Source organism: Pantoea sp. SGAir0183 (assembly GCF_043545505.1).
In genome coordinates this window covers 61055-84365 of the sequence record NZ_CP028057.1, presented here as the reverse complement: position 1 = coordinate 84365, position 23311 = coordinate 61055, and the positions used below count along the sequence as shown (strand labels likewise).

General features: G+C 54.2%; 24 protein-coding genes and 1 riboswitch. Of the genes, 20 read left to right on the top strand and 4 right to left on the bottom strand.

Annotation, left to right across the window (positions count from 1 at the left end):
* Positions 1-7: 7 nt before the first annotated feature.
* From C1N59_RS20970 to C1N59_RS20960, 3 genes are all read left to right on the top strand, one after another.
* Positions 8-1612 carry a GMC family oxidoreductase gene (locus C1N59_RS20970; protein ID WP_394551245.1) on the top strand — a complete coding sequence of 535 codons (1605 nt, stop codon included), beginning with the start codon at positions 8-10 and terminating at the stop codon, positions 1610-1612.
* Positions 1605-2963, top strand: coding sequence for a c-type cytochrome (locus tag C1N59_RS20965; RefSeq protein ID WP_394551243.1), 1359 nt, complete (start codon positions 1605-1607; stop codon positions 2961-2963). The genes C1N59_RS20970 and C1N59_RS20965 overlap by 8 nt, the downstream gene beginning before the upstream one ends.
* Positions 2964-3212: 249 nt before the next feature.
* Entirely contained in the window at positions 3213-4757 is a 1545-nt protein-coding gene (locus C1N59_RS20960; RefSeq protein ID WP_394551241.1) for a sensor domain-containing diguanylate cyclase, read from the top strand.
* Between the two features lie 50 nt (positions 4758-4807).
* On the opposite strand, the gene C1N59_RS20955 is transcribed toward C1N59_RS20960, so the two are convergent.
* Entirely contained in the window at positions 4808-5548 is a 741-nt protein-coding gene (locus tag C1N59_RS20955; protein WP_054687887.1) for a nitroreductase family protein, read from the bottom strand.
* Positions 5549-5868: 320 nt separating this feature from the next.
* On the opposite strand from C1N59_RS20955, the gene C1N59_RS20950 reads away from it, so the two are divergent.
* Genes C1N59_RS20950 through C1N59_RS20930 form a run of 5 tightly spaced genes read left to right on the top strand, consistent with a single transcriptional unit; the run spans position 5869 to position 10926 of the window.
* A complete protein-coding gene (locus C1N59_RS20950; protein ID WP_394551239.1) occupies positions 5869-6972 on the top strand; it encodes an ABC transporter ATP-binding protein in 1104 nt (367 codons plus the stop codon).
* Positions 6973-6992: 20 nt separating this feature from the next.
* Positions 6993-8270 (top strand): ABC transporter substrate-binding protein, encoded by a 1278-nt coding sequence (locus C1N59_RS20945; protein WP_394551237.1) that lies wholly within the window; start codon positions 6993-6995, stop codon positions 8268-8270.
* A gap of 4 nt (positions 8271-8274) precedes the next feature.
* Complete coding sequence (locus C1N59_RS20940; RefSeq protein ID WP_394551235.1) at positions 8275-9192, top strand: carbohydrate ABC transporter permease; 918 nt, start codon at positions 8275-8277, stop codon at positions 9190-9192.
* The gene (locus C1N59_RS20935) at positions 9189-10007 is read left to right on the top strand and encodes a carbohydrate ABC transporter permease (RefSeq protein ID WP_394551233.1); all 819 of its coding nucleotides are present in this window, start codon (positions 9189-9191) and stop codon (positions 10005-10007) included. The genes C1N59_RS20940 and C1N59_RS20935 overlap by 4 nt, the downstream gene beginning before the upstream one ends.
* A 10-nt stretch (positions 10008-10017) precedes the next feature.
* On the top strand, positions 10018-10926 hold the full coding sequence (locus tag C1N59_RS20930) for a metallophosphoesterase (protein ID WP_033742271.1): 909 nt from the start codon (positions 10018-10020) through the stop codon (positions 10924-10926).
* 388 nt (positions 10927-11314) lie between these two features.
* On the opposite strand, the gene C1N59_RS20925 is transcribed toward C1N59_RS20930, so the two are convergent.
* Complete coding sequence (locus C1N59_RS20925; protein WP_394551231.1) at positions 11315-12190, bottom strand: LysR substrate-binding domain-containing protein; 876 nt, start codon at positions 12188-12190, stop codon at positions 11315-11317.
* A 103-nt stretch (positions 12191-12293) separates the two neighbouring features.
* On the opposite strand from C1N59_RS20925, the gene C1N59_RS20920 reads away from it, so the two are divergent.
* From C1N59_RS20920 to C1N59_RS20895, 6 genes are all read left to right on the top strand, one after another.
* Complete coding sequence (locus C1N59_RS20920; RefSeq protein WP_394551229.1) at positions 12294-12608, top strand: carboxymuconolactone decarboxylase family protein; 315 nt, start codon at positions 12294-12296, stop codon at positions 12606-12608.
* Positions 12609-12617: 9 nt separating this feature from the next.
* Complete coding sequence (locus tag C1N59_RS20915) at positions 12618-13025, top strand: tautomerase family protein (protein ID WP_277284808.1); 408 nt, start codon at positions 12618-12620, stop codon at positions 13023-13025.
* A gap of 11 nt (positions 13026-13036) precedes the next feature.
* Complete coding sequence (locus C1N59_RS20910; RefSeq protein WP_033742267.1) at positions 13037-13570, top strand: DUF4865 family protein; 534 nt, start codon at positions 13037-13039, stop codon at positions 13568-13570.
* 213 nt (positions 13571-13783) lie between these two features.
* Complete coding sequence (locus C1N59_RS20905) at positions 13784-14347, top strand: peroxiredoxin (RefSeq protein ID WP_033742266.1); 564 nt, start codon at positions 13784-13786, stop codon at positions 14345-14347.
* Positions 14348-14370: 23 nt separating this feature from the next.
* Entirely contained in the window at positions 14371-15606 is a 1236-nt protein-coding gene (locus tag C1N59_RS20900) for a protein-disulfide reductase DsbD family protein (RefSeq protein WP_394551226.1), read from the top strand.
* Positions 15607-15701: 95 nt separating this feature from the next.
* The gene (locus C1N59_RS20895; RefSeq protein ID WP_006122091.1) at positions 15702-16394 is read left to right on the top strand and encodes an aspartate/glutamate racemase; all 693 of its coding nucleotides are present in this window, start codon (positions 15702-15704) and stop codon (positions 16392-16394) included.
* A 44-nt stretch (positions 16395-16438) separates the two neighbouring features.
* Here C1N59_RS20895 and C1N59_RS20890 read toward each other — a convergent pair whose 3' ends face one another.
* Entirely contained in the window at positions 16439-16795 is a 357-nt protein-coding gene (locus tag C1N59_RS20890) for a cupin domain-containing protein (RefSeq protein ID WP_164483355.1), read from the bottom strand.
* A gap of 954 nt (positions 16796-17749) precedes the next feature.
* Here C1N59_RS20890 and C1N59_RS20885 point away from each other — a divergent pair.
* Entirely contained in the window at positions 17750-17971 is a 222-nt protein-coding gene (locus C1N59_RS20885; RefSeq protein ID WP_039339335.1) for a hypothetical protein, read from the top strand.
* Positions 17972-18066: 95 nt separating this feature from the next.
* On the opposite strand, the gene C1N59_RS20880 is transcribed toward C1N59_RS20885, so the two are convergent.
* Entirely contained in the window at positions 18067-18726 is a 660-nt protein-coding gene (locus C1N59_RS20880) for a DUF1345 domain-containing protein (protein ID WP_039339618.1), read from the bottom strand.
* 365 nt (positions 18727-19091) lie between these two features.
* Positions 19092-19190: riboswitch (guanidine-I (ykkC/yxkD leader) on the top strand.
* 55 nt (positions 19191-19245) lie between these two features.
* On the opposite strand from C1N59_RS20880, the gene C1N59_RS20875 reads away from it, so the two are divergent.
* From C1N59_RS20875 to C1N59_RS20855, 5 genes are read left to right on the top strand one after another with little or no spacing between them, the layout of a single operon-like run.
* The gene (locus C1N59_RS20875; RefSeq protein WP_033742261.1) at positions 19246-20304 is read left to right on the top strand and encodes a putative urea ABC transporter substrate-binding protein; all 1059 of its coding nucleotides are present in this window, start codon (positions 19246-19248) and stop codon (positions 20302-20304) included.
* A gap of 24 nt (positions 20305-20328) precedes the next feature.
* On the top strand, positions 20329-21144 hold the full coding sequence (locus C1N59_RS20870) for an ABC transporter permease (protein ID WP_394551223.1): 816 nt from the start codon (positions 20329-20331) through the stop codon (positions 21142-21144).
* The gene (locus C1N59_RS20865) at positions 21141-21923 is read left to right on the top strand and encodes an ABC transporter ATP-binding protein (RefSeq protein ID WP_054634099.1); all 783 of its coding nucleotides are present in this window, start codon (positions 21141-21143) and stop codon (positions 21921-21923) included. The genes C1N59_RS20870 and C1N59_RS20865 overlap by 4 nt, the downstream gene beginning before the upstream one ends.
* On the top strand, positions 21920-22648 hold the full coding sequence (locus tag C1N59_RS20860; protein WP_054634100.1) for an urea amidolyase associated protein UAAP1: 729 nt from the start codon (positions 21920-21922) through the stop codon (positions 22646-22648). The genes C1N59_RS20865 and C1N59_RS20860 overlap by 4 nt, the downstream gene beginning before the upstream one ends.
* Before the next feature lie 10 nt (positions 22649-22658).
* Positions 22659-23294: an urea amidolyase associated protein UAAP2 gene (locus C1N59_RS20855; RefSeq protein WP_039339340.1), complete on the top strand. Its 636-nt coding sequence runs from the start codon at positions 22659-22661 to the stop codon at positions 23292-23294.
* The last annotated feature ends 17 nt before the right edge of the window (positions 23295-23311 follow it).

Below are 23311 nucleotides of genomic sequence, written 5' to 3'. Positions count from 1 at the left end.
GTTATCCATGAAGAAGAATAATTCGGCTGATGTGGTCGTTATCGGTGCAGGCGTGAATGGCGCGTTGCTGGCGACGCGTCTGGCGAAAGCCGGAAAGTCCGTTATCCTGCTTGAATCCGGACCTAAGGTCAGCCGTGGAGAACTGGTGGAGCGCTTCCGCAGTTCTGCCTTTAAGTCTGACTTTATGTCACCGTACCCCTTTTCACCGATGGCACCCCAACCGCGCTATACCCCAGAACCCAATGATTATCTGCAGCAACTGGGTCCTCAGGCATTTAATGCGCAATATATTCGTATTTTTGGCGGCACCAGCTGGCACTGGGCGGCTCAGTTGTGGCGCTTTGTCCCGAATGATTTTCAGCAACATTCGCTGTATGGCGTGGGAAAAGACTGGCCGATTAGCTATCAGGATCTGGAACCTTATTACTATGAAGCCGAAGTCATCGCTGGCGTCGGCGGATCGCCGGACAACGGCTCGCCTCGCAGTAAGCCGTTTCCGATGGAACGGGTGCCAGCCTCCTGGTTGCAGCAACGTGTCACAGCCCGACTCGCGCCAGACTTCACCGTACTGGATGACAGTACCGGTCGCAACAGCCGAAGTTACGATGGCCGACCGGCCTGCTGTGGAAACAATAACTGCATGCCCGTGTGCCCCATTGACGCGCAGTATCACGGTGGCCTGGCCGCTCAGCAGGCGGAAGACAGCGGCGTACAGGTAATCACTGAAGCTGTCGTTTATCAACTTGAGCACGATGCGCAGGGGCGGATTGTGGCCGCAAACTATTATGACTGGAATAAAACCCGCCATCGCGTGACGGCGCAGACATTTGTTCTGGCGGCCAATGCGATTGAAACGCCTAAGCTGCTGCTGATGTCCACCAGCGAGAGATTCCCACAGGGCATCGGCAATGCCCGGGACACTGTGGGCCGTAACCTCTGCGATCACCCCGCGATTGGCGTGACGTTTGATGTGGATGAAGAAATCTGGCCCGGACGCGGCCCCGTCAGCCCGTGCTCAATCGGGCAGTTCAGGGACGGTAAGTTCCGTCGTGAACACGCGCCATTCCGTCTGGATATTTCCAATGCCTCGCAGGTCGCCGCGGTGACGAAAGAAGTGCTGGAGGAAGGCTATTTTGGCAAAAAACTTCAGGAACAGATTCGCTTCCGTGCGGCACGTCGTCTCAGCATAAAGAATGCCCTGGAACAGCTCCCGGATCCCACCAACCGCGTCACGTTAAGCAGTAACAAAGATGCTCTGGGGCTGCCTACCCCGGCACTGTACTGGAATGTGGACGAGTATGTGCAAAAGGGCACGGCGAAAACCCGTGAATGTTATGACGCGATTGCCGCAAAGCTGGGCGCGACCAATATTCGCCACAGTAAAAGCGGCAAATTTTCTAATCGCCAACATATTACTGGCACGTTGTCGATGGGCCTGGATCCCGCTATCAGCGTCACGGATGCCTGGGGACGGGCGCACGATCATGAAAACCTGTTTATGGTGGGCACTGGCGTGATGCCCACGGTCGGAACCTGTAATGTCACACTGACCGCCATGGCGCTTGCGTTGCGCACGGCTGATAAAATTTTGCAGGAGACGCAGCATGGATAAGTTACTGAGGCGCCTGGTGCCGCCGATTGCCCTTATGCTCAGCCTCATGCAGACCACTGCGCATGCCGAAAGCCAGGGCGATCTTATTAAGCGGGGAGAATACCTTGCCGTAGCCGGGGACTGCGCGGCCTGCCATACAGAAGAGGGCAAAGCACCGTTTACCGGTGGCCATGCGATTGGCAGCCCGTTAGGGATCATCTTCAGTACCAACATTACGCCTTCAAAAACGGCAGGCATTGGTCACTACAGTGAGAAGCAGTTTGCCGATGCCTTACGCAAGGGCATTCGCGCGGATGGCAGCTATCTTTATCCGGCCATGCCGTATACCGCCTATGCCCGGATTAACGACAGCGATATCTCCGCGCTTTATGCCTATTTTATGTACGGTGTAAAAGCAGATGATACACAGCCAGAAAAAACGGCGTTGCCGTTTCCGTTTAATCTCCGCTTCAGCATGGCGGCGTGGAATCTTCTGTTCCTTGACGGCAAGCCTTTTACTCCCGTTCCCAGCCAGTCTGCTGAATGGAATCGCGGCGCGTATCTGGTGGAAGGGTTAACCCACTGCAGCACCTGCCATACGCCACGTAATTTCCTGATGGCGGAGGAGTCGGATAAATCGTTACAGGGCGCTTCTCTCGGGACCTGGTATGCGCCAGCGATTACGTCTGCTGCGTTACAAAGTGACGATCAGTGGTCACGCGAGTCGCTGGCAGCCTATCTCGCCAGCGGTCACGCCGATAATGGTGCAACGGCGGCCGGTCCGATGCTGGAAGCCATCGACAAAAGTTTTTCGCGGATGACGCCGGACGATCGGGCCGCTATCGCGACCTACCTGTTGCCTGCTGTCGATCACGAAGACGACAGCACGGATGCCGATGCCGACAGCGAGGAGCCCACTGTCGGTCTGACGCCCGTCACCGGGGACGATACACCTGATATGTTATCGGATATGACGGACGGCGAGCAGATTTACCGTAATAACTGCGCATCCTGCCATAACTTGGAAGGACAGGGACTTAACGGCCTGCCTGCCTTAACCAAACATCCGGTACTGGAGAAACCCAATGCGGATAACGTGGCGATGGTCATACTGGACGGTGTCTGGCCTGCAAAAGGGCAGGGCATGCTCAGTTTTGCCAAGACCTTAAATGACACACAAATTGCCGATGTCACGAACTACGTGATGCAGGACATCGGCAACAGTGCAGTGCGCATCACTCCGGCGCGCGTGAAAGCATTGCGTCAGGGCGGTGAGCCTTCACTGCTGCTGCCGCTGGTCCGGGGGGCGATGGTCGCAGGCGTGCTGGTGGTCATTGGGGGGCTGTTTTGGTGGTGGCGTCGTCGACGTTAAGGCATCTTCCCCTCTGTCTCTGATGGCAGAGGGGAAACCTGATAATCAGCTCACTCGCCCTGCCGCATTATGCTTCCACCGCCGGAGAAGATTCTCTTTCCTCTCGCTGACATGCACAGCATGCGCGTGAAAGCGTAACCGTCATCTACACTAAACACAGTTGGCAGAAATGGCCTGTGTGGTTGTCATTGTTAACATGTCATTTCTGATATGTTGCGGTATCCCATAGCGAAAAAACGGTAAACCGGCATGGAATTACGTCGTAAAAAAGATGCTGCAATGATGCGCCTTTCCCCGCTGCTCAGAAGCATAACGCTGGCCTGTAGTTTACTGACGCTGGGCGTGATTGTGGTTAATGCCTGGACGCTGCACATGGACTGGCAGAGAACCGTCCGGTCAACCGAGGAGCGTGCGATTGATCTCTCTGTCGCACAGGCCCGTCAGGCAGAAGATACCTTTTTGCAAATCGAACTTTCTCTGCGCGAGGTACAGCGCGTTATTCAGTCCCAGCCCGGAACGGATATTGACGTGGCGGAAGTCAATAACATCATGCGCACCTTACAAAGTCGTCTTCCTCAACTGGAGGACATGTTTTACTTTGACTCACAAGGGCGATGGATAGCCAGTTCGCTTACTGAGATGCCCAAAGGAAATAACAATGCTGACCGGGAGTATTTTATTTTCCATCAACATAATCTTCGTAGCAGCGTGCATGTCGGTCCGGCGCTCCGCAGCCGCAGCTCGGGACGCTATGTCATCCCGGTATCCTTACGGATTAATGACGACTATGGCGGCTTCAAAGGTGTGCTGCTCGCCACGATTAGCATTGATTATTTCCGCCATTATTACGATTACTTTGTTATCGGCCCGCAGGATTTACTGGTGCTTATGCTGGCAGACAGTACGGTGCTGTATGCGCGCCCGTTGCCAGACAGCTATATCGGCAAAAACCTCTCCTCCAGTCCACTTTTCCATCAGTTATTAGCCAATGCCGAGCGCGGAAGCGGCCAGTGGAAAGCCGAACTGGATGGCGAAAAGCGAATATTTGGTTTTGTCAGCTCCAGCCGTTATCCGGTAGTTGTGACCGCGGGATTTGATACCAAACGGCTTTTTTTAGAGTGGATGCAAAGCCGCGTGCAGGGGGTTTTACTGAGCCTTGTATTGCTGGTGGGCATTATTCTGCTCTGGATATTTATCCGGAATGAAGCCAGGCGCAGCCTGCGTTATCAACTTGAACTGACGCATCTTCGCGATGAGCTCACCGCCGCGAATCTGTCGCTGAAGAGTCTGGCAAATGCGGACGGGCTTACAGGGCTGGCAAATCGTCGCTATTTCGATCAATTCCTGAAAAAAAGCCTGCTCCATGCGCGCAGCAGCGGCGGGCCGGTGTCGCTGATCCTTTTCGATATCGACTATTTTAAACGCTACAACGATACTTATGGCCATGTGTCAGGTGACGAATGCTTACAGCAGGTCGCCCAGATACTGAAAACGTTTGCCCAACGTCGCACGGATATCGCGGCCCGTTATGGCGGCGAAGAATTTGCGATTGTGTTGGCCGATACGTCGGCCCGGGATGCGCTGACCGTTGCCTTAAGTGTGGTCGAGACCGTCAGACAACGGGCCATACCTCATGTCTCAACGGGGCTCACAACGGGTTGCGTTACGCTCAGTGCGGGGGTGGCGGCTACGGAGGCTGGCGAAGGGCCAGAGCATGCAGAATCACTGATCAAGCGTGCGGATGATGCCTTGTACCGGACAAAACACGAAGGGCGAAACGGTGCTAGTCTGTAACGTCGCGCCATTCAGTGCCGCTGCCCGGATTAGCTCCGGGCAGTGGTGTCTTACTTGTCGCTACCGAAGCCTTGCTTATGCAGTGCGGGCAGGACTTTGGGGAAATAGATGTGTTGGTAATAGCCACTCACGCTGTCACTCCAGCTTTCGCCGTCGGCGCGGCCTGTATCTTTCCAGTGCTGCACCATCTCGGCGTTATAGTGGGCAATCTGTTGTTCCAGGCCTTCGGTATGGTAGCTTTCCTCATGACGGAAAGTCTGCATTGGCAGGCGTGGCTTCTGAAACGCGGGTTGATCAACATAGCCGATAACCACACCTGCGACCGGGAAGGTATATTCTGGCAGGTTAAGCAGTTCGATCATGGCGTCAGGATCGCGGCGGATACCACCAATCGGCACAATGCCCAGCCCTTCTGAACGGGCTGCAGCCATGATGCTTCCCAGGGCAATACCCACATCCGTCGAGCCAGAAACAATACTTTCAATGCTCTGCTGGGCAATTTGCTCTTTGCCTACGGCGGCCATCGCCATCCGTGATTTATGCATATCCAGCACCACAGTGATAAAGACAGGGGCTTTAGCGATCCACGGTTGGCCGCCCGCGATTTGCGAGATAGCCTGGCGTTTAGCCGGATCGCGTGTCACCACCAGAGAAACCTGCTGTGAGTTTACGGAGGTAGGCGCGCGATAAGCAGTGCTGATTATGCGATCCAGAATGGCATCATCGACCGGCTGATCGGTGAAGCTGCGTTCGCTTTTGTGACGGGTAAACAGGTTAATTATCTCGCTCATCATCTCTCCTGACATCATCCTTTAAAAATCGTGTCGTGAGGATAACAAAAGAGTGCGCTGTGCTCTTTAACCGTACTGGCTTTCACCCGCCAAAACAGGTTAACTGCCTTCAAACGAATCAGATCAGGTCCTGTCAGCAGCACGACACGAAGGGCGTCGATAGCCTGTCGGCACAACGCTTAACCGTCTCTGCACCTTGCAGAACCGTTAGCCGCCATAATCACATCACGTTCTGTCATTCTGCTGACACTTTTCAGCCATAAATCTTTCATTTTGCTCCGCTAGCTTACTGCCATTCTCATTGGCAGAGCGGCGAAGCTATGAGCCATTTGGCGCTTCACAACATCACTAAACGCTGGGGCGAAAAAACTGCTCTGGATAACATTTGTTTCGAAGCGGAAGAAGGAACCTTTGTAGCGCTGTTAGGTCCGTCAGGCTGCGGTAAGTCGACGCTGCTTCGGACGATCGCCGGACTGGAAACCGCGGATGAGGGAACGGTCAGTTTCAGTCATCGCGATATCACGCACCTGCCGCCATCAGAGCGCAAACTTTCGATGGTTTTTCAGTCGTATGCGCTGTTTCCGCATCTCAGCGTTCGCGAAAATTTGCTGTTTGGTTTAAAAGCGCGCGGCGAGAACAGGCAGACATTTGCTGGCCGCCTGAGCCGCGTCAGCAAATTAATGGAACTGGAGACGTTGCTGGATCGGTTACCTGCACAGCTTTCGGGCGGCCAACAACAGCGCGTTGCACTCGGACGTGCCGTGATTGCCAACAACACCTTATGCCTGATGGATGAACCCCTTTCTAACCTGGACGCGAAACTGCGCCAAAGTATGCGTCGCGAAATTCGTGCGCTGCAGAGAGCGCTGGGCCTGACGATGCTCTATGTCACCCACGATCAGACGGAAGCGATGAGCATGGCTGACCGCATCATTCTGCTGAATGATGGCCGGATTGAGCAGCATGATACGCCAGACAACCTGTATAACAATCCGGCCAGTATTTTTGCGGCGCAGTTTATCGGTGCGCCGCCCATGAATATTCTGCCGCTGACCTCTGTCAACGGCAGGCACTTTTTGAGCCAGCCCACTCAGCCTGTGGTCAGCGAGTCGTCTGAGACGGCGCTCAGTCTGGGGATCAGGGCGGAAGATATCCAGTTCATTGATCCTCACAGTGCGGGGTTGACTGCCAACGTCGTGAACTACGAATACATGGGCGCAGATACGTTAGTAGTCTGTCAGCTAACAGGCAGCCAGGCCGTTTTAACCGTTACCGTGCCGGGCATGAAACGTTTTAACGAAGGTCATCTGACCGGGCTGCAATGGCCTGTCGATAAGCAATACCTGTTTTCCACTGCGAGCGGTAAACGCTGTTTACACGCTGAACAGCAGATGTCTGCCTCTTTCAAACAATACGCCGTTTAACTTTTACCTAAGGGAAAATCATGCCAGCCATTCGTCTGTCACGTTTGCTTTCAGCCTTACTTATCGCGACGAGCACGGCAGTCTTTGCCGCCGAGCCGGTCAAACTGCAAATGTATTACCCTATCGCGGTCGGAGGGGCGATCAGCCATACCGTGGAAGCGCTGGTGGCCGATTTCGAAAAAATTCATCCTGAGATCAGCATTCAGCCTGTTTATACCGGTGACTACGCCACAACGGTTACGAAAGCCTTAACCGCCTTTCGTGGCGGGAATGCGCCGCAAATGGCGGTCATTGGTGATATCGAAGCCTACTCTCTGATGGATGCAGGGGCTATTGTGGCGGCCAGCGATCTGGCTCAGGATGACGCCAGTAAAAAATGGATCGACAGCTTTTACCCCGCTTTTTTGCGCCACATCAACGGCAAAGTCTGGGGCGTGCCTTTTCAGCGCTCGACGGTGGTGCTGTACTGGAATAAACAGGCGTTTGAAAAAGCGGGTCTGGCTGCTGATACAGCGCCTGCGAACTGGCAGCAGGTGGTGGATTTCGGTAAAAAACTGGTCGTGAAAGACGGCGATAACGTCAGTCAGTGGGGCATCGAAATCCCGACGACGCCCAATGGTTACTGGGTTTTCCAGGGCTTTGCGGCCACGAACGGCGCGCATCTGGATAACGGCAAGGGCACGGCGGTCTATTTTAATACGCCCAACAATGTCGAAACGCTGCAATGGCTGACCGATTTAGGCCAGAAGGCGGGCGTTTCCCCGAAAGGCGCGATTGCCTGGGGCACGACGCCACAGGATTTCCTCAGTGGCAAAACGGCCATGATGGTTACCACCACCGGCAACCTGAGTGTGGTGCGCAAAAATGCCAAATTCCCGTTTGGTGTTGCCATGTTGCCTGAAAAAACACAGCGCGGCAGCCCAACGGGCGGCGGTAATCTCTACGTTTTCAAAAGTGCTTCACCAGAACAGCAAAAAGCCGCCATGGAATTTATCCGTTGGGTCACCGCGCCAGAGCAGGCGGCGCGCTGGAGTATTGCGACAGGCTATGTCGCTACCTCCCCGGCAGCATGGGAAACGCCAGCGATGCAAGACTATGTGAAGCAGGTTCCTCAGGCGCTGGTCGCTCGTGAACAACTGAAATATGCCCAGCCTGAACTCTCTACCTACAACAGTGTGCAGATACAGGAAGCCCTGAACCATGCCATTGAGGCGGCGGTGACGCAGTCTAAAACCCCGGCTGAGGCACTGGAAGCGGCACAGAAGCAGGCCGATCGTTTACTGAAGGCCTATCAGTAAGGGGATGGCGATGAACATGGCGGCAACAGCAACGCCCGCACCGCGTGTGCGGCGCGGTTCACTTCAGCTGTGTGGCTATTTGCTGATTTTACCGGCGCTGGGTTTTCTGCTGCTGTTTACCCATTATCCTGCGCTGGCAACGGTGTGGGAAAGCCTGTTCAGCGCTGCCCGTGCAGGTCATCCGGCCTACTTTGTTGGGCTGGATAACTACGCTGCGCTGCTGGATGATGATGTGTTTATCCGGTCGCTGTGGAATAACCTGTTGTATGCCTTGATCACTATACCGCTTGCGGTTTCCCTGGCGTTACTGATGGCCCTGGCCGTTAACCGACGGCTGGCGGGTAACGCCGCTGTGCGTGCAGCCTTCTTTATTCCCTCTCTGCTGCCGATGATAGCCATCGCCAATCTGTGGCTGTTTTTCTACACACCACAGCTGGGACTTCTGAATAAGCTGCTTGCGCTGTTTTCTGTCGCACCGGTTAACTGGCTCGGCGAACCCGGCACGACGCTCGGGTGCCTTATGGCCGTTTCTGTCTGGCGCGAGGCTGGTTTTTTTATGATTTTTTATCTGGCTGCGTTACAGCAGCTCGATCCGCGCCTCAGCGAAGCAGCACAAATCGAAGGGGCGTCAAAGGGGTATTTTTTTCGCCGCGTCCAGTGGCCGTTACTGATGCCGACGACGTTGTTCGTGCTGATTAATGCCTCAATGAATGCATTTCGTATCGTCGATCAGGTGATTGCGATGACCAACGGTGGCCCGGACAACAGCAGCAGTCTGTTGCTGTTTTATATCTACCGTACGGCATTCAGCTACTGGGATCTCCCTGCGGCAGCGGCGATGACCGTCGTATTGCTGCTGATTTTAGCCCTGATTGCGGTGCTGAAATTTTCCCTGTTGGATAAGCGAGCGCACTATCAATGAAGCCTGAATTCTCTGCGGGCCGACTGTGCCTGAATATGGTTATCTGGCTGGCGGCGCTGCTGTGGTTGTTACCGATACTGGTGGCGTTGTGGGTAGCGGTTCACCCGGCGGCCGATCAGGGAAGCTTCTCGCTGTGGGCACCCCTGACGCTACAAAATTTCACGGATGCCTGGCACGCCGCGCCCTTTGGCCGCTATTTCCTGAATACCATATTGCTGGTGGTCATGATTGTGTTGTGTCAGCTTATCCTGGCCACGATGGCGGCGTACGCGCTGGTCAGGTTTCGCCTGAAATATTCGGGTTTTCTGTTCGCGCTTATCCTGTTACAGCTGATGATAAGCCCGGATGTCCTGATCCTGAATAATTACAAAACCATTGGTGCGCTGGGCTTGCGCGATACGTTGACCGGCATTGCCTTGCCGTATTTTGCTTCAGCATTTGCGATTTTCTTGCTGCGCCAGACCTTTAAAAGCATCCCTGTGGTGCTGGAAGAAGCGGCCATTGTAGAGGGCGCCAGTCGGTTTTATATCCTGCGCGAAATCTATATTCCGCTGGCCAGGCCAATCTATATCGCTTTTGCACTGGTCTCCATTAGTTTCCACTGGAATGATTTTCTGTGGCCGCTGGTTATTACGGATTCTGTAAAAGTCCGTCCGTTGACGGTAGGACTGCAGTTATTTTCGGCACCGGAGCAGGGCGTGCAATGGGCACTGATTGGGGCGGCAACGATCATGACAACGCTGCCGCTGTTGCTGTTGTTTCTGGTGTTCCAGCGCCAGTTTATCCAGTCATTTATGCGCGCAGGCATTCGGTAAGGAAAATAACATGTTAACGCCGCACACTCTCAGCCCGTCACAACGTACCTTGCTGGCGGATATTGCGTCGCTGTATCAGCCGCCATCGTTACGTGCGTTGCCCGTCAGAGATAATGGCATCCGTTTTGGTCTGCTTGCCGATCCTCAGTATGCTGATGTGGACCCGGATATCAGCAATAATCTTTACTACCGCAATGGCCTTAATAAACTCAGCCAGGCCATCAAGGCATTCAACGCGGAGCCGCTGGATTTTGTGGTGACGCTGGGCGATCTGGTGGATCGCCACTGGCAAAGCTATGCCGCCATACTGCCGGTGTTTGCCCGGTTACAGCATCCGCATGCCGTGGTACTGGGCAACCATGATGCGCAGACCATCGCTGAACGACTAGATAATCAGGCTCCCTTACCCAAAGGCTATTACGCTTTTCGTTTTAACGGTTGGCGCTTTGTTGTTTACGATGGCAACGATATGAGCCTGTACTGTAATACCCTCAACGGCCGCGATCGTGAAGAGGCCGCAGCCTTGTTAGCGCAACTGCAACATGACCAACAGCCTCAGGCGCAGCCCTGGAACGGTGCCGTTGGCAGGCAACAATTCAACTGGATTGAACAGCAGCTACAGGCTGCCCAACAGTCACGGGAAAGCGTGATTGTTTTTGGCCACTATCCGCTGGCACCCGTAACCACGCACCGCCTGATGAATGCCCCCGCGCTGGTGGCGTTATTCACACGTTATCGCGTACGCGCCTGTTTTGCCGGGCACGATCATCGTGGAGGTTATGCCTGTATCGACGGGACGGAATTTTTCACCCTGAAAGGCATGCTGGATGGCCCCACAGCGGTGCCCTTTGCGTGGGTTGATATCACGGGTGACCAACTCAGGGTGTCCGGTTTTGGTGGAGAAATCAGCCGGGGCTAGCGTTTTGTGGGTGCGGGTTCAGCGTGTCTGATGCAGGGGAAACGCGAAGAGCGCTGTGTTATGCATTTTAGTTACATCATACTTTAACGATTTCCTGCCAGGGTGCCGGCATCAACTTTCGCGGCAAAATAGCGTTAGCAGCAGATAATCTGCGAACATACCTTTTCGCGGAAAACCCGCTTTCATCGGCCCGCCAGAAGTGTGTGCTATCCGTGACAGCGTAACGAGAAGCGGCAGCAGGGCAGAGATTAACGTGCAGTCTAATAAGGAAAACCCCCAGTTTCTTCACCACTATCACCTTGTTCATTCATCTGGCGGGGTGAATTCGTCGCACTGATTAGCGACTCACACCAGTGATGCCGCGCCTGAGGTAAAGCGTTCCGGTCCGTCACAGGCCAGCAAAGTGCGCTTTGATCGACTCGCAGAGTGATGCGGCTGCAGGGGATAACGGTTTTTCAGCACAGTGCAGGCTGACGCCAATCGTGCCCATCTCCGGCAGAGCTGATGTCAGCAACGTTAGCGAAGATGGTAAGCCCATCTGTGTCCGCAAGGTAATACCCAGCCCCGCCTCTGCGGCGGCCCATATTCCGCTCAGACTGCGGCTGGTGAACGCAATGCGCCAGGGAATATTTGCCCTGTCTAACGCCGCAGTGGCGGCGCTACGCATAAGGCAGGGCGCGTCAAAGACCAGCAAGGGTAGTGGTTGTTTAGCCTCCAGCAGACTCTGGACATCAAAACCCTTTGCGCTGATCCAGTTGAGCGGCAACGCGCCAAGTGACTGACTGTGCGCTGTCGACTCCTCGCCTTGCCAGCAGAGGGCGACGTCAATCTCGTGCTGGCGTATTGCGGTCAGTAAGGGCTGATTGCGGCTTACGGATGCTGAAATTTGCACGTCGGGATGCGCACGTGAAAACTGACCCAGAACGGCAGGCAGCAATGTTTCGCCAAAATCTTCCTGCAAACCCAGCCGCACTTCTCCGCCAATCCCGCTGGCCTTGATGGCGGCACAGGCTTCGTCATTCAGGCTCATCAGCCTGCGCGCATAGGTAAGCATAATCTCGCCCTGCGCGGTAAGCGTCAGATGCCGTCCTGACTTCTGCACCAGCGCTGCTCCCGCCTGGTATTCCAGTTTCTTTAGCTGAGCGCTCACCGCCGAGGTTGATCGGCCCAGGCGCTGCGCGGCAGACGCAAAGCTCCCCAGTTCAATACCGGTCACAAACGTACGCAGGCTTTCTGCATCAAACGTCACGGGCCTTTTCGCCATTCTTATTCATCCCATAAAACGGGACTGTTTGTCCCAATATTTCTGATTTTATAAATCATCGCCGCCTTTTATCTTTTTATCACACCCCCAGAAGGAAAGAGAAATGAACCCCATACCGTTAACGCGCGAAAATCTGGCTGAGATCGCGCCCAGGCTGGCAGAGTTGAGTGAAGACATTTTATTTGGCGATATCTGGCAGCGCGACGGGCTTTCATCGCGAGACAGAAGTCTGATTACTGTCAGTGCGCTTATTGCGTTAAACCGACCCGAACAACTGAGCTGGCATCTGAAACTGGCTCGCAAGAATGGCCTCTCTGAGGCTGAGCTCACGGAAATGATGACCCACCTGGCCTTTTATTGCGGCTGGCCGGCGGCTGTTTCCGCCCTCACGGTTTTTAAAAACACGCTCTCAGAGTAAGGAATATCTATGCCCGTCAGTCGTATTGCGATATCTGAACACCGTATTGAACAGTGGCGTGAGGCTATCTCCACAGCGTTACAGGACGCACTCGAGACCTCTTTTTCTGTGCCGCACGGGGATTGTTTTCAGTTCTTTGACAGTTATCACCGGCATACACGTATTTTTGATCGGCGCTATTTGTGCAGCGCGCAGACGGGCCGAAGTGATGACTTTCTTCTGTTTCACATTACGGCAGGGAAAGCGCGTAGCCTCGCACAAAAGCAGGCTTTTTATGCAGATTTGAATGCGCGTCTGGTAAAGGCGATTGGCATTAATCCTGCTGACGTCATGGTTGTCGTGAATTTCAGTGACCCCGAGGACTGGTCATTTGGCAACGGCAAGGTGTTTAGTCTGGCCGATATCTCATCACGCTGAGGAGAAAAAATATGCTGGCGATGCAGTACCGTTTTGTTCTTCCCGCTGACTACGATATGACAATCATTCAGCGCAGGATTGCTGACAACGGCAAAAAAATGGATGGCTTTCCAGGCCTGCTGTTTAAAGCTTTTCTTTACGCCTGGCAGAAGGGCGCCGATATGAACGGCCAGGAAAACAGTTATGCCCCGTTTTATCTCTGGCAGGATGCGGACAGTATGCACCGCTTTTTAGCCAGCGAGGGGTTCAAAAGGTTGACGCAGGCCTTTGGCTGGCCGCGTATTGATACCTTTCCGGTGCTGTCTGCCGACATATCGACGGCTATCAGCCAGGCGAGTTGGGCCGTCTGTGAAATCAGCCCCGTACAACCTTACAGCGATCTCGCGCTACTGACTCACCATCGGCCGCTGGACAACGCGCTGGCACGGGTGTCCGCACTGGACGCCTGCGGCTGGCGGCGCCTGACATTCACCTTATGGCGAACGCCGCAGGCCGTCACTTGTCCGGCTCGCGCTTATCAGGTCGGATATATAGCGCGGGCGTGACCGACGGACCGTTACGCTCTGTCACACATTTATATTACTAACCGCATATCTATTAGAACGGTTATATGACTATCTTATTTTATCTGCCGGGTACGTGTGCATGACCTTTCTGTCCGCCCGGCCATGCGGCTAAATATTTCCATTTTTTGCCAGTGAATCTAGTATTAATGTGCATAAGGCACTGTTGCCTGTTTGCCGATGGAGAGAAAAAGAATGCATCAAATGAAGCGCCTGAAAATGCTGACGGCAGCGACGCTGCTGGCGTTAAGCCTGCCTGTGACTTCTGCGTTTGCTGCGCTGGCCGCAGGAGAAACCGCACCGGACTTTAAACTGGAAGCGGCTCTGGCAGGTAAAGAAACGACCTTCTCCTTACAGCAGGCACTGAAAAAAGGACCGGTTGTACTTTATTTCTTCCCGGCGGCGTTCAGCGCCGGCTGCACGCTGGAAGCGCATGCTTTTGCGGAAGCAACCGATGAGTTTAAAAAGCAGGGCGCAACGGTAATTGGCGTGACCGCAGGTAATACCGATCAGATTGCGAAATTCTCTCAGCTTGAGTGTCGCGATAAGTTCACCGTCGCCGCCGATCCGGGTGCCAAAGTGGCGGCCGAATACAAAAGTACGATGGAAATGAAAGGCAAAACTCTGTCTGATCGCACATCGTATGTTATTGCGCCGGATGGCAAAATTTTGCTGAGTTACACCGATAAAAATCCAGAGGCCCATATTCAGAAGACCCTGGATGCCGTGAAAAAATACCGTCAGGCTAACCCGGCTTAATCTCACATCTGGACAGCGCCATCATGTTGACTGCTATCGCCGCCGCGTTTCTGGGCGGCATTATTCTTAATCTCATGCCCTGTGTATTCCCGGTGATCTCGCTGAAGGCCCTGAGTCTGCTGCGCCACAATGCCCAACCCGCACATGCGCGAGCCGAAGGGCTGGCTTTTCTGGTGGGTGTGGTTGTCACGATGGTGCTGCTGGTCAGTGTGCTGTTACTGGCAAGAATGGGGGGCGCTTCCGTCGGCTGGGGTTTTCAGTTGCAATCGCCGCTGGTGATAGCCTTACTGGTGCTAATCATGGTGGCATCGGCCCTCAACCTGTTCGGCCTGTTTGAGGTTGGCTTATCCCTTCAGCGGGCGGGTGAAGTCGGAGGCGAGCGGGGAGGGCTAACCGGATCGGCACTCACCGGCGCGCTGGCCATCGTCGTCGCCACGCCCTGTAGCGCGCCGTTTATGGCCAGCGCCATCGGCTATGCCTTTACGCAACCTCCCGTTATCAGTGTGGTTATTTTCCTTTCACTGGCGCTGGGGTTTGCAGCACCGTTCACACTAATTTCCTTTTTCCCTGTGTTTGCCCGCCTGCTACCTGCGCCGGGTGCCTGGATGATCACGCTCAAACACGGGCTCGCCTTTCCCATGCTGGGGGCGGCGGGGTGGTTGATTTGGGTACTGGAGCGTCAGGCCGGTTCAACAGCCCTGGCGGCCATTCTGACATGCTGCCTCGTGCTGAGTTTTGCCGTCTGGCTGTATGGTATGGCGCAAAAGCGACAGATGATGGGAAGGCGGCACTGGGCATTACACATCGCTACAGCCGCCATAGTCGTTCTGTTAATTCCGCCGTTGTTAACATTGAAAACCGCCACGACAACGCCGGATTCGCCCGATACCGTTGCCGCGGCCGCGGTGGCATGGACACCTCAAAATGTTGAGGCGATAAAAGGTCAGGGCAAACCCGTTCTGGTAAATTTTACGGCCTCATGGTGCATTACCTGTCAGGTTAACGAGCGCACCTCCCTGTCGACGCAGGCGGTTAAGCAAGCCATGGCGCGCACGGACACCATCTATATGATTGCGGACTCCACGAAGTACAATCCTGATGTCGAACAGGCGCTTAGCGACTTTGGTCGCGGCGGATTGCCGCTGTATGTCGTTTACCCTGCGGATGGCGGAAAACCTGTCGTTCTGCCGCAGGTGTTAACCCCGGGCATCGTTATCACGGCACTGCAGCAGGCCAGCGAAAAAGGTAAAAAAACCTGATGGCCTTATTGCTGCGGCAGACCATTAAACCTGCATTCAGGCCTGCGCACGCGTAAGGCGGGCCTGAACCTGCACGGCATGCACACAGGATGAACATGAAAACAATCGGACTGATCGGTGGGATGAGCTGGGAATCCACGCTGCCTTATTACCGTTTCATCAATGAAGGTATTCGGGAAAGACTGGGCGGATTACACTCGGCACGACTGCTGTTACACAGCGTCGATTTTCACGATATTGAAGTCTGTCAGCGTGAGGGCAACTGGGCACAGGCAGGCAAGCAGTTGGGTGAAGCCGCCCGGGGACTGGCACTTGCCGGGGCCGAAGCCATCGTGCTGTGTACCAATACGATGCACAAGGTTGCCGACGATATAGAAGCCCACTGCAACCTTCCCTTTTTACACATTGCCGATGCCACGGGCAGGGCGATAACAGCCAGAGGGATGACGCGAGTCGCCTTGCTGGGCACCCGCTATACGATGGAGCAGGATTTTTATCTGGGGCGGTTACAGCAACGGTTTTCGATTAATACGATCGTGCCGGAGGCGGAGCAGCGCGCCACCCTCAATCACATCATTTTTGATGAACTCTGCATGGGAAAATTTACCGAAAGCGCACGCCAGTATTATCTTGATGTGATCACGCAGCTGCGCGATCAGGGCGCGCAGGCGGTGATTTTCGGCTGCACGGAAATCGGTCTGCTGGTTCCCGAGGCGCAAAGCGCTCTGCCTGTCTTTGATACCACCAGCCTTCATGCCCGTGATGCCGTAGACTTTATGTTGTCCTGATTGTCCGTTATCCGGGCAACCAAAAAGTCTGTTCGTCGGCGTCATTAAGGGGTTTCAAATATCACGTAGAGCTTACGCATGGTCGTGTCCATAACCCATGTGCCTTCCGTATTTGCTTCAAAAAACAACGTATCGCCGGGTTTGAAATGCTGTGGTGTTTCGCCATCAGCAGTAAAAGATCCCGTTCCGGAAAGGAAGTGCATCATCTCCGCTTGCTTTACGCCGCGACGATAGCTGCCCGGCGAACATTCAAAAATGCCCATATCAATACTCTCATGGCCCGGAATGACTTTCTGCAGCCCGGCGATCACGATTTCAGGTGAACCAGGTAATCCCTCAACGGTACCCCAGGGTTCGAGAGTGCTGATCGAAGCAGGTTGTTCAAGTTTTTGTACTTTCATTTTTTCTTCCTGAGCGATTGTCACGGTTATGGCAGGCATTGCACGTTGCCCTTAGCGTAAACAAAACCAGAAAAACAAAGCGCGTTTTAATTTCCTGCGTATGAAACTTCTGCTCATTCACCGTCGTCTTTAAAGCAGAATATGCCTGGCAAGGTCACGGCGCGTTCGGTACAGAGGCTAAGGGCGCAGTGTGCGGTTTTCCCGACGCCTTGCGACTTAATGCCACACGACATCGTCCGACTGAAACTGGCGTAAGGCTATCAACAAAATAGAAGGATCACGTTTAACGGTATCCGGCGATAGTTAACGGGTTCGTTAATCTGTTCTGCAATAAACAAAATCGCGGGATGGATTTGAAGAAGGCACTGGTGATGAATTAACCCTTTTAGTTATGACAGCCCTTTAGCGGATATCACTCTATTTGACGCAATCACGATGATTAAGGATTTACCAGAAAACGGTATCGAGCATACCTGCAATGCACGAGGCGAGAGCTTAAGGCGCTAGTATGTGCGGTATGTCATTCTCCTGAATTAAACACCAGCAAGACAGGCTATCCAGAGCGGGCGGCGCATCCGCCGTTTTTGCTTGTGAATGCAGGCAGTTACGATGTCATCTCATCTGCCAGACGCCGTGGGATCGCAGCCTGATTTGAGTCACCTATTCTGAGCATGCTTTGACTGTTTTTTAAAGCAAAACAGACAGGCTTATTTCGCAACAGGTAGCGTTGAGATGGGTTTCGATCCCGGTTGATCGCCTTTTCCGCCAGGCTTAACCATGCCCGTTCTCGCCGACTTTATCCGTCTGTTGATTTTTTCGCCTTGCGGCGAAATAAGATTTTTAATGAAAGTTAAACGTCTCATAAACGTAACAGAACCTGAACGGCAAAAACGTACAACATCGCTACGCTCAATATAGGTAAATCATTTTCATAATCGTTACGGAGTCAAATTGATGCATAAACTTTCGATGGTTGTTATTACCGCAGGTCTGCTCATGGCAATGAGTACTCAGGTCGAAGCGAAAGGGTGCCTGAAAGGTGCAGCCGTCGGTGGTGTTGCCGGGCATATGAAAAACCACGGTGCAGCGGGTGCGGCGGCTGGCTGTGCGGTTGGGCATCATATGGCGAAGAAAAAACAAAAAGAGGCGGATGCTAAGCAGCAAGGGCAGCAGTAAATCTCGCCTCCCTACACCGTCCGTCAGCGGACAGGTGTAGGGCAGATCAGGCTTTTCACCGCAGGTAATCTCTTCTCTCCCTTTCGTGACGCACGTTAGCTCAGCAGGCTGGCGGCCACGTTTACAGATAGCCCCAGAATCGTCAGATTAAAGATAAAAGAGATGACCGACTGCAGCAGGGCGAGTTTTCGCATTTCTGTTGTGCCCGTTGCCACATCGGCGGTCTGAGAAGCCACCGCGATGGTAAAAGAGAAATAGAGAAAATCCCAGTAAGCCGGGTGCGCCGGTTTTTCTGGAAAGATCATCGGGGTAACGCTGCTGCTACGATGCAAATAGTGCTGGTGTGCATAATGCATGGCAAACGCGCTGGGCAGTAATGCCCAGGAGGCGATGAGCGTTATGGCGGTCAGAAGCAAATGCAGGGCCCGCGGTGTGCCCGTCAGGCTTTTCAGCGTGGGAAGCTCACTCATAATGGCCACCATACTGATCGTACAGGCTACAATCACCAGCCCCAGTACCAGTGCGGCACTTTGATCCTGCATCTGGGCGATTCGTTTAATCTGATCAGGCGCAGTGCGTAACATACGAAACCAGATAAACCAAAGATAGAGCCACGCCAGCACGTTCCAGCTTATCAAGAGTCGCTGCATTTGCCCCAACTGTTCGGGCAGTAAAAAATAGCAGACGATACCCGCAACGACAGAGATGAGCAGGCGCAACCGGGCGAAAAGATTTGAGCCAAAGGAAGAGTGCATGGTCATGGGTTTTTACTGGTAATTGAATCAGTTAACTCTAGTGTATTCCGGATTATCCTGCCGTAAAAAAAACACGAGATTTACCCTGCGTTGTGAATGGGATGATGATGACATTCAGCTCTGAGTCAAATGCCCCAGCCACCACACCTTAAGTCAGGCAAACAGATGCGGTTACGTGCGATGTCACCCCATTTCGTCTTTCTGTTCTGTACCGGCACCGAGAGTGTGCAACGCACATTCATTACTCATCATTCTGGTGCTTAACGGCCTGAAAATCGGGTAATTGCCTGATTTCTGGCAACATAATTTCTGGCACGTCAATTGCAAAACTGTGAACAGTACGCAGCGCAACACATAATCTGATAGCAATAGCTGGCTAGGGTTCCGGTTCACGCAGGTGAATGTCTGGTCCGAGAGCTGGCGACCTCTGCGAGGTTACACGGCGGGACAAAAGCCCGGGAGACAGCAGCACCGTGAGGTGTCGCGCTGCTCCTTTTTTGTGCCAACCAGAGGTTAACCATGAAAACAACGTCGTTCATCCGCACGCTTTTGCTGTCACTGGTCTTGCTGATCAGCTTTCCTTCCTTCGCCGCGGTCAAAAAAGAATTCAACATCTGCTGGACGATCTATGCGGGCTGGATGCCCTGGGGCACCATCAGTAATGAAAAAATTATTGATAAATGGGCCAGCAAATACGGCATCAAAATCAATATCGTTCAACTCAACGACTACATCGAATCCATTAACCAGTATACAGCGGGGCAGTTTGACGGCTGCACCATGACTAATATGGATGCGCTGACTATCCCGGCGGCAGGCGGCGTGGATTCGACTGCGCTGATCACCGGCAGCTATTCCGATGGCAACGACGGTATAGTCCTGAAAGGGGTGAATAAAAAACTCAGCGACCTGAAGGGCATGTCGGTCTATTTACCTGAGCTGTCGGTATCGCACTATCTTCTGGTTCGCGGACTGGAAAAAGCCGGACTGCAGGAAAAAGACGTGAAGGTCGTCAATACCTCGGATGCGGATATCGTCTCGGCCTTTGGCACCAGCAACGTGCGGGCGGTGGTCGCCTGGAACCCGCAACTGTCCGTCATTAAAAAGACGCCACAAACCACTGAAGTGTTTAGCTCCTCCCAGGTCCCCGGTGAACTTATCGACATGATGGTGGTGAACACCCAGACGCTGAAAGATAACCCGGCTCTCGGCAAAGCGCTGACCGGAGCCTGGTTTGAAATGATGGCAAAAATGCACGCAGGCGATACGAAAGTGCTGAGTGAGATGGCTGCTGATTCCGGTACCGACCTTGCGGGCTATCAGGCCCAGCTGAAAACGACCCACCTGTTCTGGACACCTGCCGAAACGCTGGCCTTTATTTCTTCCCCGGAATTGCCAAAAACCATGCAGCGCGTGGCGACATTCTCCTTTGATAAAGGGCTGCTGGGCCAGGGCGCACAGAGCGCTGACTTTATCGGCATGACGTTTCCGGGCAACGTCACCATTGGCGACAGGGCTAACAGCAAGCTGCGATTCGACGACAGCTATCTGAAGCTGGCCGCCGCGGGCAAGTTGTAACCACTGACCACGGGAGTTCGTGCCATGCGCCTCATCAACCGCTATCCCCGCCAGGGCATGCGCCTGACGCTAATGCTGTTGCCCTTCGTGCTGATTATCGCCGCCTGGTTTATCGGGTCGGCGGTGCGGCTCGAAGCCAATCCGCAGGACAAACTGCTGCCCGGCCTGTCGCAAATGATTGATGCCATTGACCGGATGGCTTTCACGCCGGATAAGCGCAGTGGTGAATACCTGCTGTGGACCGATACGTTTACCAGCCTGAGCCGCCTGCTGCTGGGGCTGGCGCTCTCCTCGTTGATCGGCCTGTGTCTGGGTATCGCCGCAGGGGTGTTCCCGCTGTCCCGCGCCGCCCTGTCACCCCTGCTGACGGTTGTCTCGATGATTCCGCCGCTGGCGATTCTGCCCGTGCTGTTTATTGTTTTCGGTCTGGATGAGTTGTCAAAAGTGATGCTTATCGTCATTGGCATTACGCCGATGCTCGCGCGCGATCTTGAACACCGGGCGCGGGAAATCCCGGCAGAACTCTTTATCAAAGCGCAAACCCTGGGGGCGAATAGCTGGACGGTTGTGCTGCGGGTTGTCCTGCCGCAGCTGTTACCGCGGCTTATTACCTCGCTACGTCTGCTGCTGGGATCGGCCTGGCTGTTTTTAATCTCTTCTGAAGCGATTTCGGCGACCGCCGGGCTCGGCTATCGCATTTTCCTCGTACGGCGTTACATGGCGATGGATGTGATTATTCCTTATGTCATCTGGATCACGCTGCTGGCATGGCTGATGGATCTGGGCCTGCGCAGGTTGCACAACGCCTGTTTCCCCTGGGCGGAAGGAGGCCGGAAATGAGTTTTATCAGCATCAGGAATATCTGGCAGGAGTACGGCGATCATGTAGTGCTGGAGCGTATCAGTTTGCAGGTTAAAGAGGGTGAATTCTGCTCCCTGGTCGGTGCATCGGGCTGCGGAAAGTCGACATTTTTACGCTTGCTGCTGGGTCAGGAGAAACCTACCCGGGGAGAGATCACGCTGGATGGCCAGGCTCTGGCAACAGAACCAGACCGTAGCCGCGGCGTCGTGTTTCAGCGCTACTCCGTGTTTCCCCATCTCAACGTCCTGGATAACGTCGCGACGGGACTTGAGTTACCTGCTTCCCCGCTGTTTGGCCGCCTGTTTGGTGCCCGGAAACGCGAGGCCCGCCAGCAGGCGCGCGCGATGCTGGAGAAGGTGGGGCTGGGAAATGCGCTGGATAAATATCCGGCGCAGCTCTCCGGCGGCATGCAGCAAAGGCTGGCGATTGCCCAGGCATTCATTATGCAACCGCGCGTGCTGTTGCTTGATGAACCTTTTGGCGCACTGGATCCCGGCATTCGCAAAGATATGCATGCGCTGTTGCTTCAACTATGGAGTGAAACCCGTATGACGGTGTTTATGGTCACCCACGATCTTGCCGAAGGCTTCAACCTGGGTACCCGGCTACTGGTATTCGACAAAGTCCGTCACGATCCCCAGGCCCCTGATGCCTGGGGCGCAAGTATTACTTACGATATTCCGCTTAATGAGGCGCGAATGGCACAGATAATGGCAGACAGTAAAGACAACGTTTATGCATTAAGGAGACAGCAATGACCGCACGTTTTCACTCGGCTCCCAGCCTGCGCGAAGAGCGGCTTCCCGGCGGGGCGCATACCTCACTCATTCTGCGTAAAGGACAGATCCTGCGCCTGACCGATCTCGACGGCGGCGCTAACGTCAGCATGATGATGCTCAATCCCTACGAAAAAAGTGAACGCCTGAATCTGCCGGATACGCTAAAGGGTCAGCATACTGCCCGGCTCACCATCGGGCACTGTTTCTACTCCGATATGGGCCGCGTACTCGCCGGAATCGTGGCGGACAGCTGTGGCTGGCACGACCCGTTTGGTGGCGTACTGAACGCGGCAGAAACGCACGAAAAATATGGCACGGGGCGCTATCAGGAGCTGCGGAATGGCTTCCATCGTAACGGCGTCGATAATCTGTTGGTCGAAATGGGCAAATGGGATTTGGGTCTGGAAGATCTGCTCATGGTCGTTAACTTCTTCAGCAAAGTCACTGTAGATGAAGATGGCTACTTCCACTTCATCACAGCGAACAGTCGCGCAGGGGATTTTGTTGAGTTGTTTGCCCCTATGGACGTTCTGATCGTTTTGACCGCGCTGCCACATCCGATGGATCCTGCCCCGGACTATGCCCCGCGCCCCATTCAGCTGAGCTGGTATCAGGCGGATGACGAAGAGGCCGCTACCGAAGCGTTGTTTATCCGCGATGAAAACCAGCGCGCGATTCGCAATACCCAACTTTTTGCCCTGTAAGGAGGCAGTGATGACCATGATTTCCAGCGACCGCCGCCCTGAAGATGCCGTGTACCGTCACGTGATCCCGGCGGGAGAGCCCTGGCTGTTTGAGGTTAAAAAAGGGCAAACACTGCGTCTGCTCGATTTGGAAGGGAATCAGGCGATCGATACGCTGTTTTACAACGCGGATAACCCGCGTGAACGTTACGATCCTCAACGTACACTACGCCGTCAGGGTAAGGCTTACCTGACCACCGGCAGCGTACTCTATTCCAATCTGGGCAATCCGTTGCTGACTATTGTCGCCGATACCTGCGGCCGTCACGATACGTTGGGTGGGGCTTGTGCGCAGGAAAGTAATACTGTGCGCTATGCCCATGACAAGCGCTATATGCACAGCTGCCGGGATAATTTTCTCTGTGCCTGTCTGCACGATGGCCGTCTGCATAAACGCGATATCGGTGCCAACATCAACTTTTTTATGAATGTCCCTGTTACCCCGCAAGGGGGACTGACCTTTGAGGACGGCATTTCTGCGGCCGGTAAATACGTTGAACTGCGTGCTGAGTGTAATGCGGTGGTTTTGATCTCTAACTGTCCGCAGTTAAACAACCCCTGCAACGGCTGGAACCCTACACCCGCCGAGGTACTGGTGTGGAACTGAGTCCGGCGCGGCTGAGC

What these genes read in the sequence shown, in the direction of transcription:
- C1N59_RS20905 (WP_033742266.1), top strand. Translation starts at nt 13,784, where the DNA reads ATGCATCAAATGAAGCGCCTGAAAATGCTGACGGCAGCGACGCTGCTG.
- C1N59_RS20960 (WP_394551241.1), top strand. Translation starts at nt 3,213, where the DNA reads ATGGAATTACGTCGTAAAAAAGATGCTGCAATGATGCGCCTTTCCCCG.
- C1N59_RS20865 (WP_054634099.1), top strand. Translation starts at nt 21,141, where the DNA reads ATGAGTTTTATCAGCATCAGGAATATCTGGCAGGAGTACGGCGATCAT.
- C1N59_RS20965 (WP_394551243.1), top strand. Translation starts at nt 1,605, where the DNA reads ATGGATAAGTTACTGAGGCGCCTGGTGCCGCCGATTGCCCTTATGCTC.
- C1N59_RS20935 (WP_394551233.1), top strand. Translation starts at nt 9,189, where the DNA reads ATGAAGCCTGAATTCTCTGCGGGCCGACTGTGCCTGAATATGGTTATC.
- C1N59_RS20925 (WP_394551231.1), bottom strand. Translation starts at nt 12,190, where the DNA reads ATGGCGAAAAGGCCCGTGACGTTTGATGCAGAAAGCCTGCGTACGTTT.
- C1N59_RS20955 (WP_054687887.1), bottom strand. Translation starts at nt 5,548, where the DNA reads ATGAGCGAGATAATTAACCTGTTTACCCGTCACAAAAGCGAACGCAGC.
- C1N59_RS20970 (WP_394551245.1), top strand. Translation starts at nt 8, where the DNA reads ATGAAGAAGAATAATTCGGCTGATGTGGTCGTTATCGGTGCAGGCGTG.
- C1N59_RS20940 (WP_394551235.1), top strand. Translation starts at nt 8,275, where the DNA reads ATGGCGATGAACATGGCGGCAACAGCAACGCCCGCACCGCGTGTGCGG.
- C1N59_RS20880 (WP_039339618.1), bottom strand. Translation starts at nt 18,726, where the DNA reads ATGCACTCTTCCTTTGGCTCAAATCTTTTCGCCCGGTTGCGCCTGCTC.
- C1N59_RS20870 (WP_394551223.1), top strand. Translation starts at nt 20,329, where the DNA reads ATGCGCCTCATCAACCGCTATCCCCGCCAGGGCATGCGCCTGACGCTA.
- C1N59_RS20910 (WP_033742267.1), top strand. Translation starts at nt 13,037, where the DNA reads ATGCTGGCGATGCAGTACCGTTTTGTTCTTCCCGCTGACTACGATATG.
- C1N59_RS20875 (WP_033742261.1), top strand. Translation starts at nt 19,246, where the DNA reads ATGAAAACAACGTCGTTCATCCGCACGCTTTTGCTGTCACTGGTCTTG.
- C1N59_RS20915 (WP_277284808.1), top strand. Translation starts at nt 12,618, where the DNA reads ATGCCCGTCAGTCGTATTGCGATATCTGAACACCGTATTGAACAGTGG.
- C1N59_RS20920 (WP_394551229.1), top strand. Translation starts at nt 12,294, where the DNA reads ATGAACCCCATACCGTTAACGCGCGAAAATCTGGCTGAGATCGCGCCC.
- C1N59_RS20890 (WP_164483355.1), bottom strand. Translation starts at nt 16,795, where the DNA reads ATGAAAGTACAAAAACTTGAACAACCTGCTTCGATCAGCACTCTCGAA.
- C1N59_RS20895 (WP_006122091.1), top strand. Translation starts at nt 15,702, where the DNA reads ATGAAAACAATCGGACTGATCGGTGGGATGAGCTGGGAATCCACGCTG.
- C1N59_RS20930 (WP_033742271.1), top strand. Translation starts at nt 10,018, where the DNA reads ATGTTAACGCCGCACACTCTCAGCCCGTCACAACGTACCTTGCTGGCG.
- C1N59_RS20885 (WP_039339335.1), top strand. Translation starts at nt 17,750, where the DNA reads ATGCATAAACTTTCGATGGTTGTTATTACCGCAGGTCTGCTCATGGCA.
- C1N59_RS20950 (WP_394551239.1), top strand. Translation starts at nt 5,869, where the DNA reads ATGAGCCATTTGGCGCTTCACAACATCACTAAACGCTGGGGCGAAAAA.
- C1N59_RS20900 (WP_394551226.1), top strand. Translation starts at nt 14,371, where the DNA reads ATGTTGACTGCTATCGCCGCCGCGTTTCTGGGCGGCATTATTCTTAAT.
- C1N59_RS20860 (WP_054634100.1), top strand. Translation starts at nt 21,920, where the DNA reads ATGACCGCACGTTTTCACTCGGCTCCCAGCCTGCGCGAAGAGCGGCTT.
- C1N59_RS20855 (WP_039339340.1), top strand. Translation starts at nt 22,659, where the DNA reads ATGACCATGATTTCCAGCGACCGCCGCCCTGAAGATGCCGTGTACCGT.
- C1N59_RS20945 (WP_394551237.1), top strand. Translation starts at nt 6,993, where the DNA reads ATGCCAGCCATTCGTCTGTCACGTTTGCTTTCAGCCTTACTTATCGCG.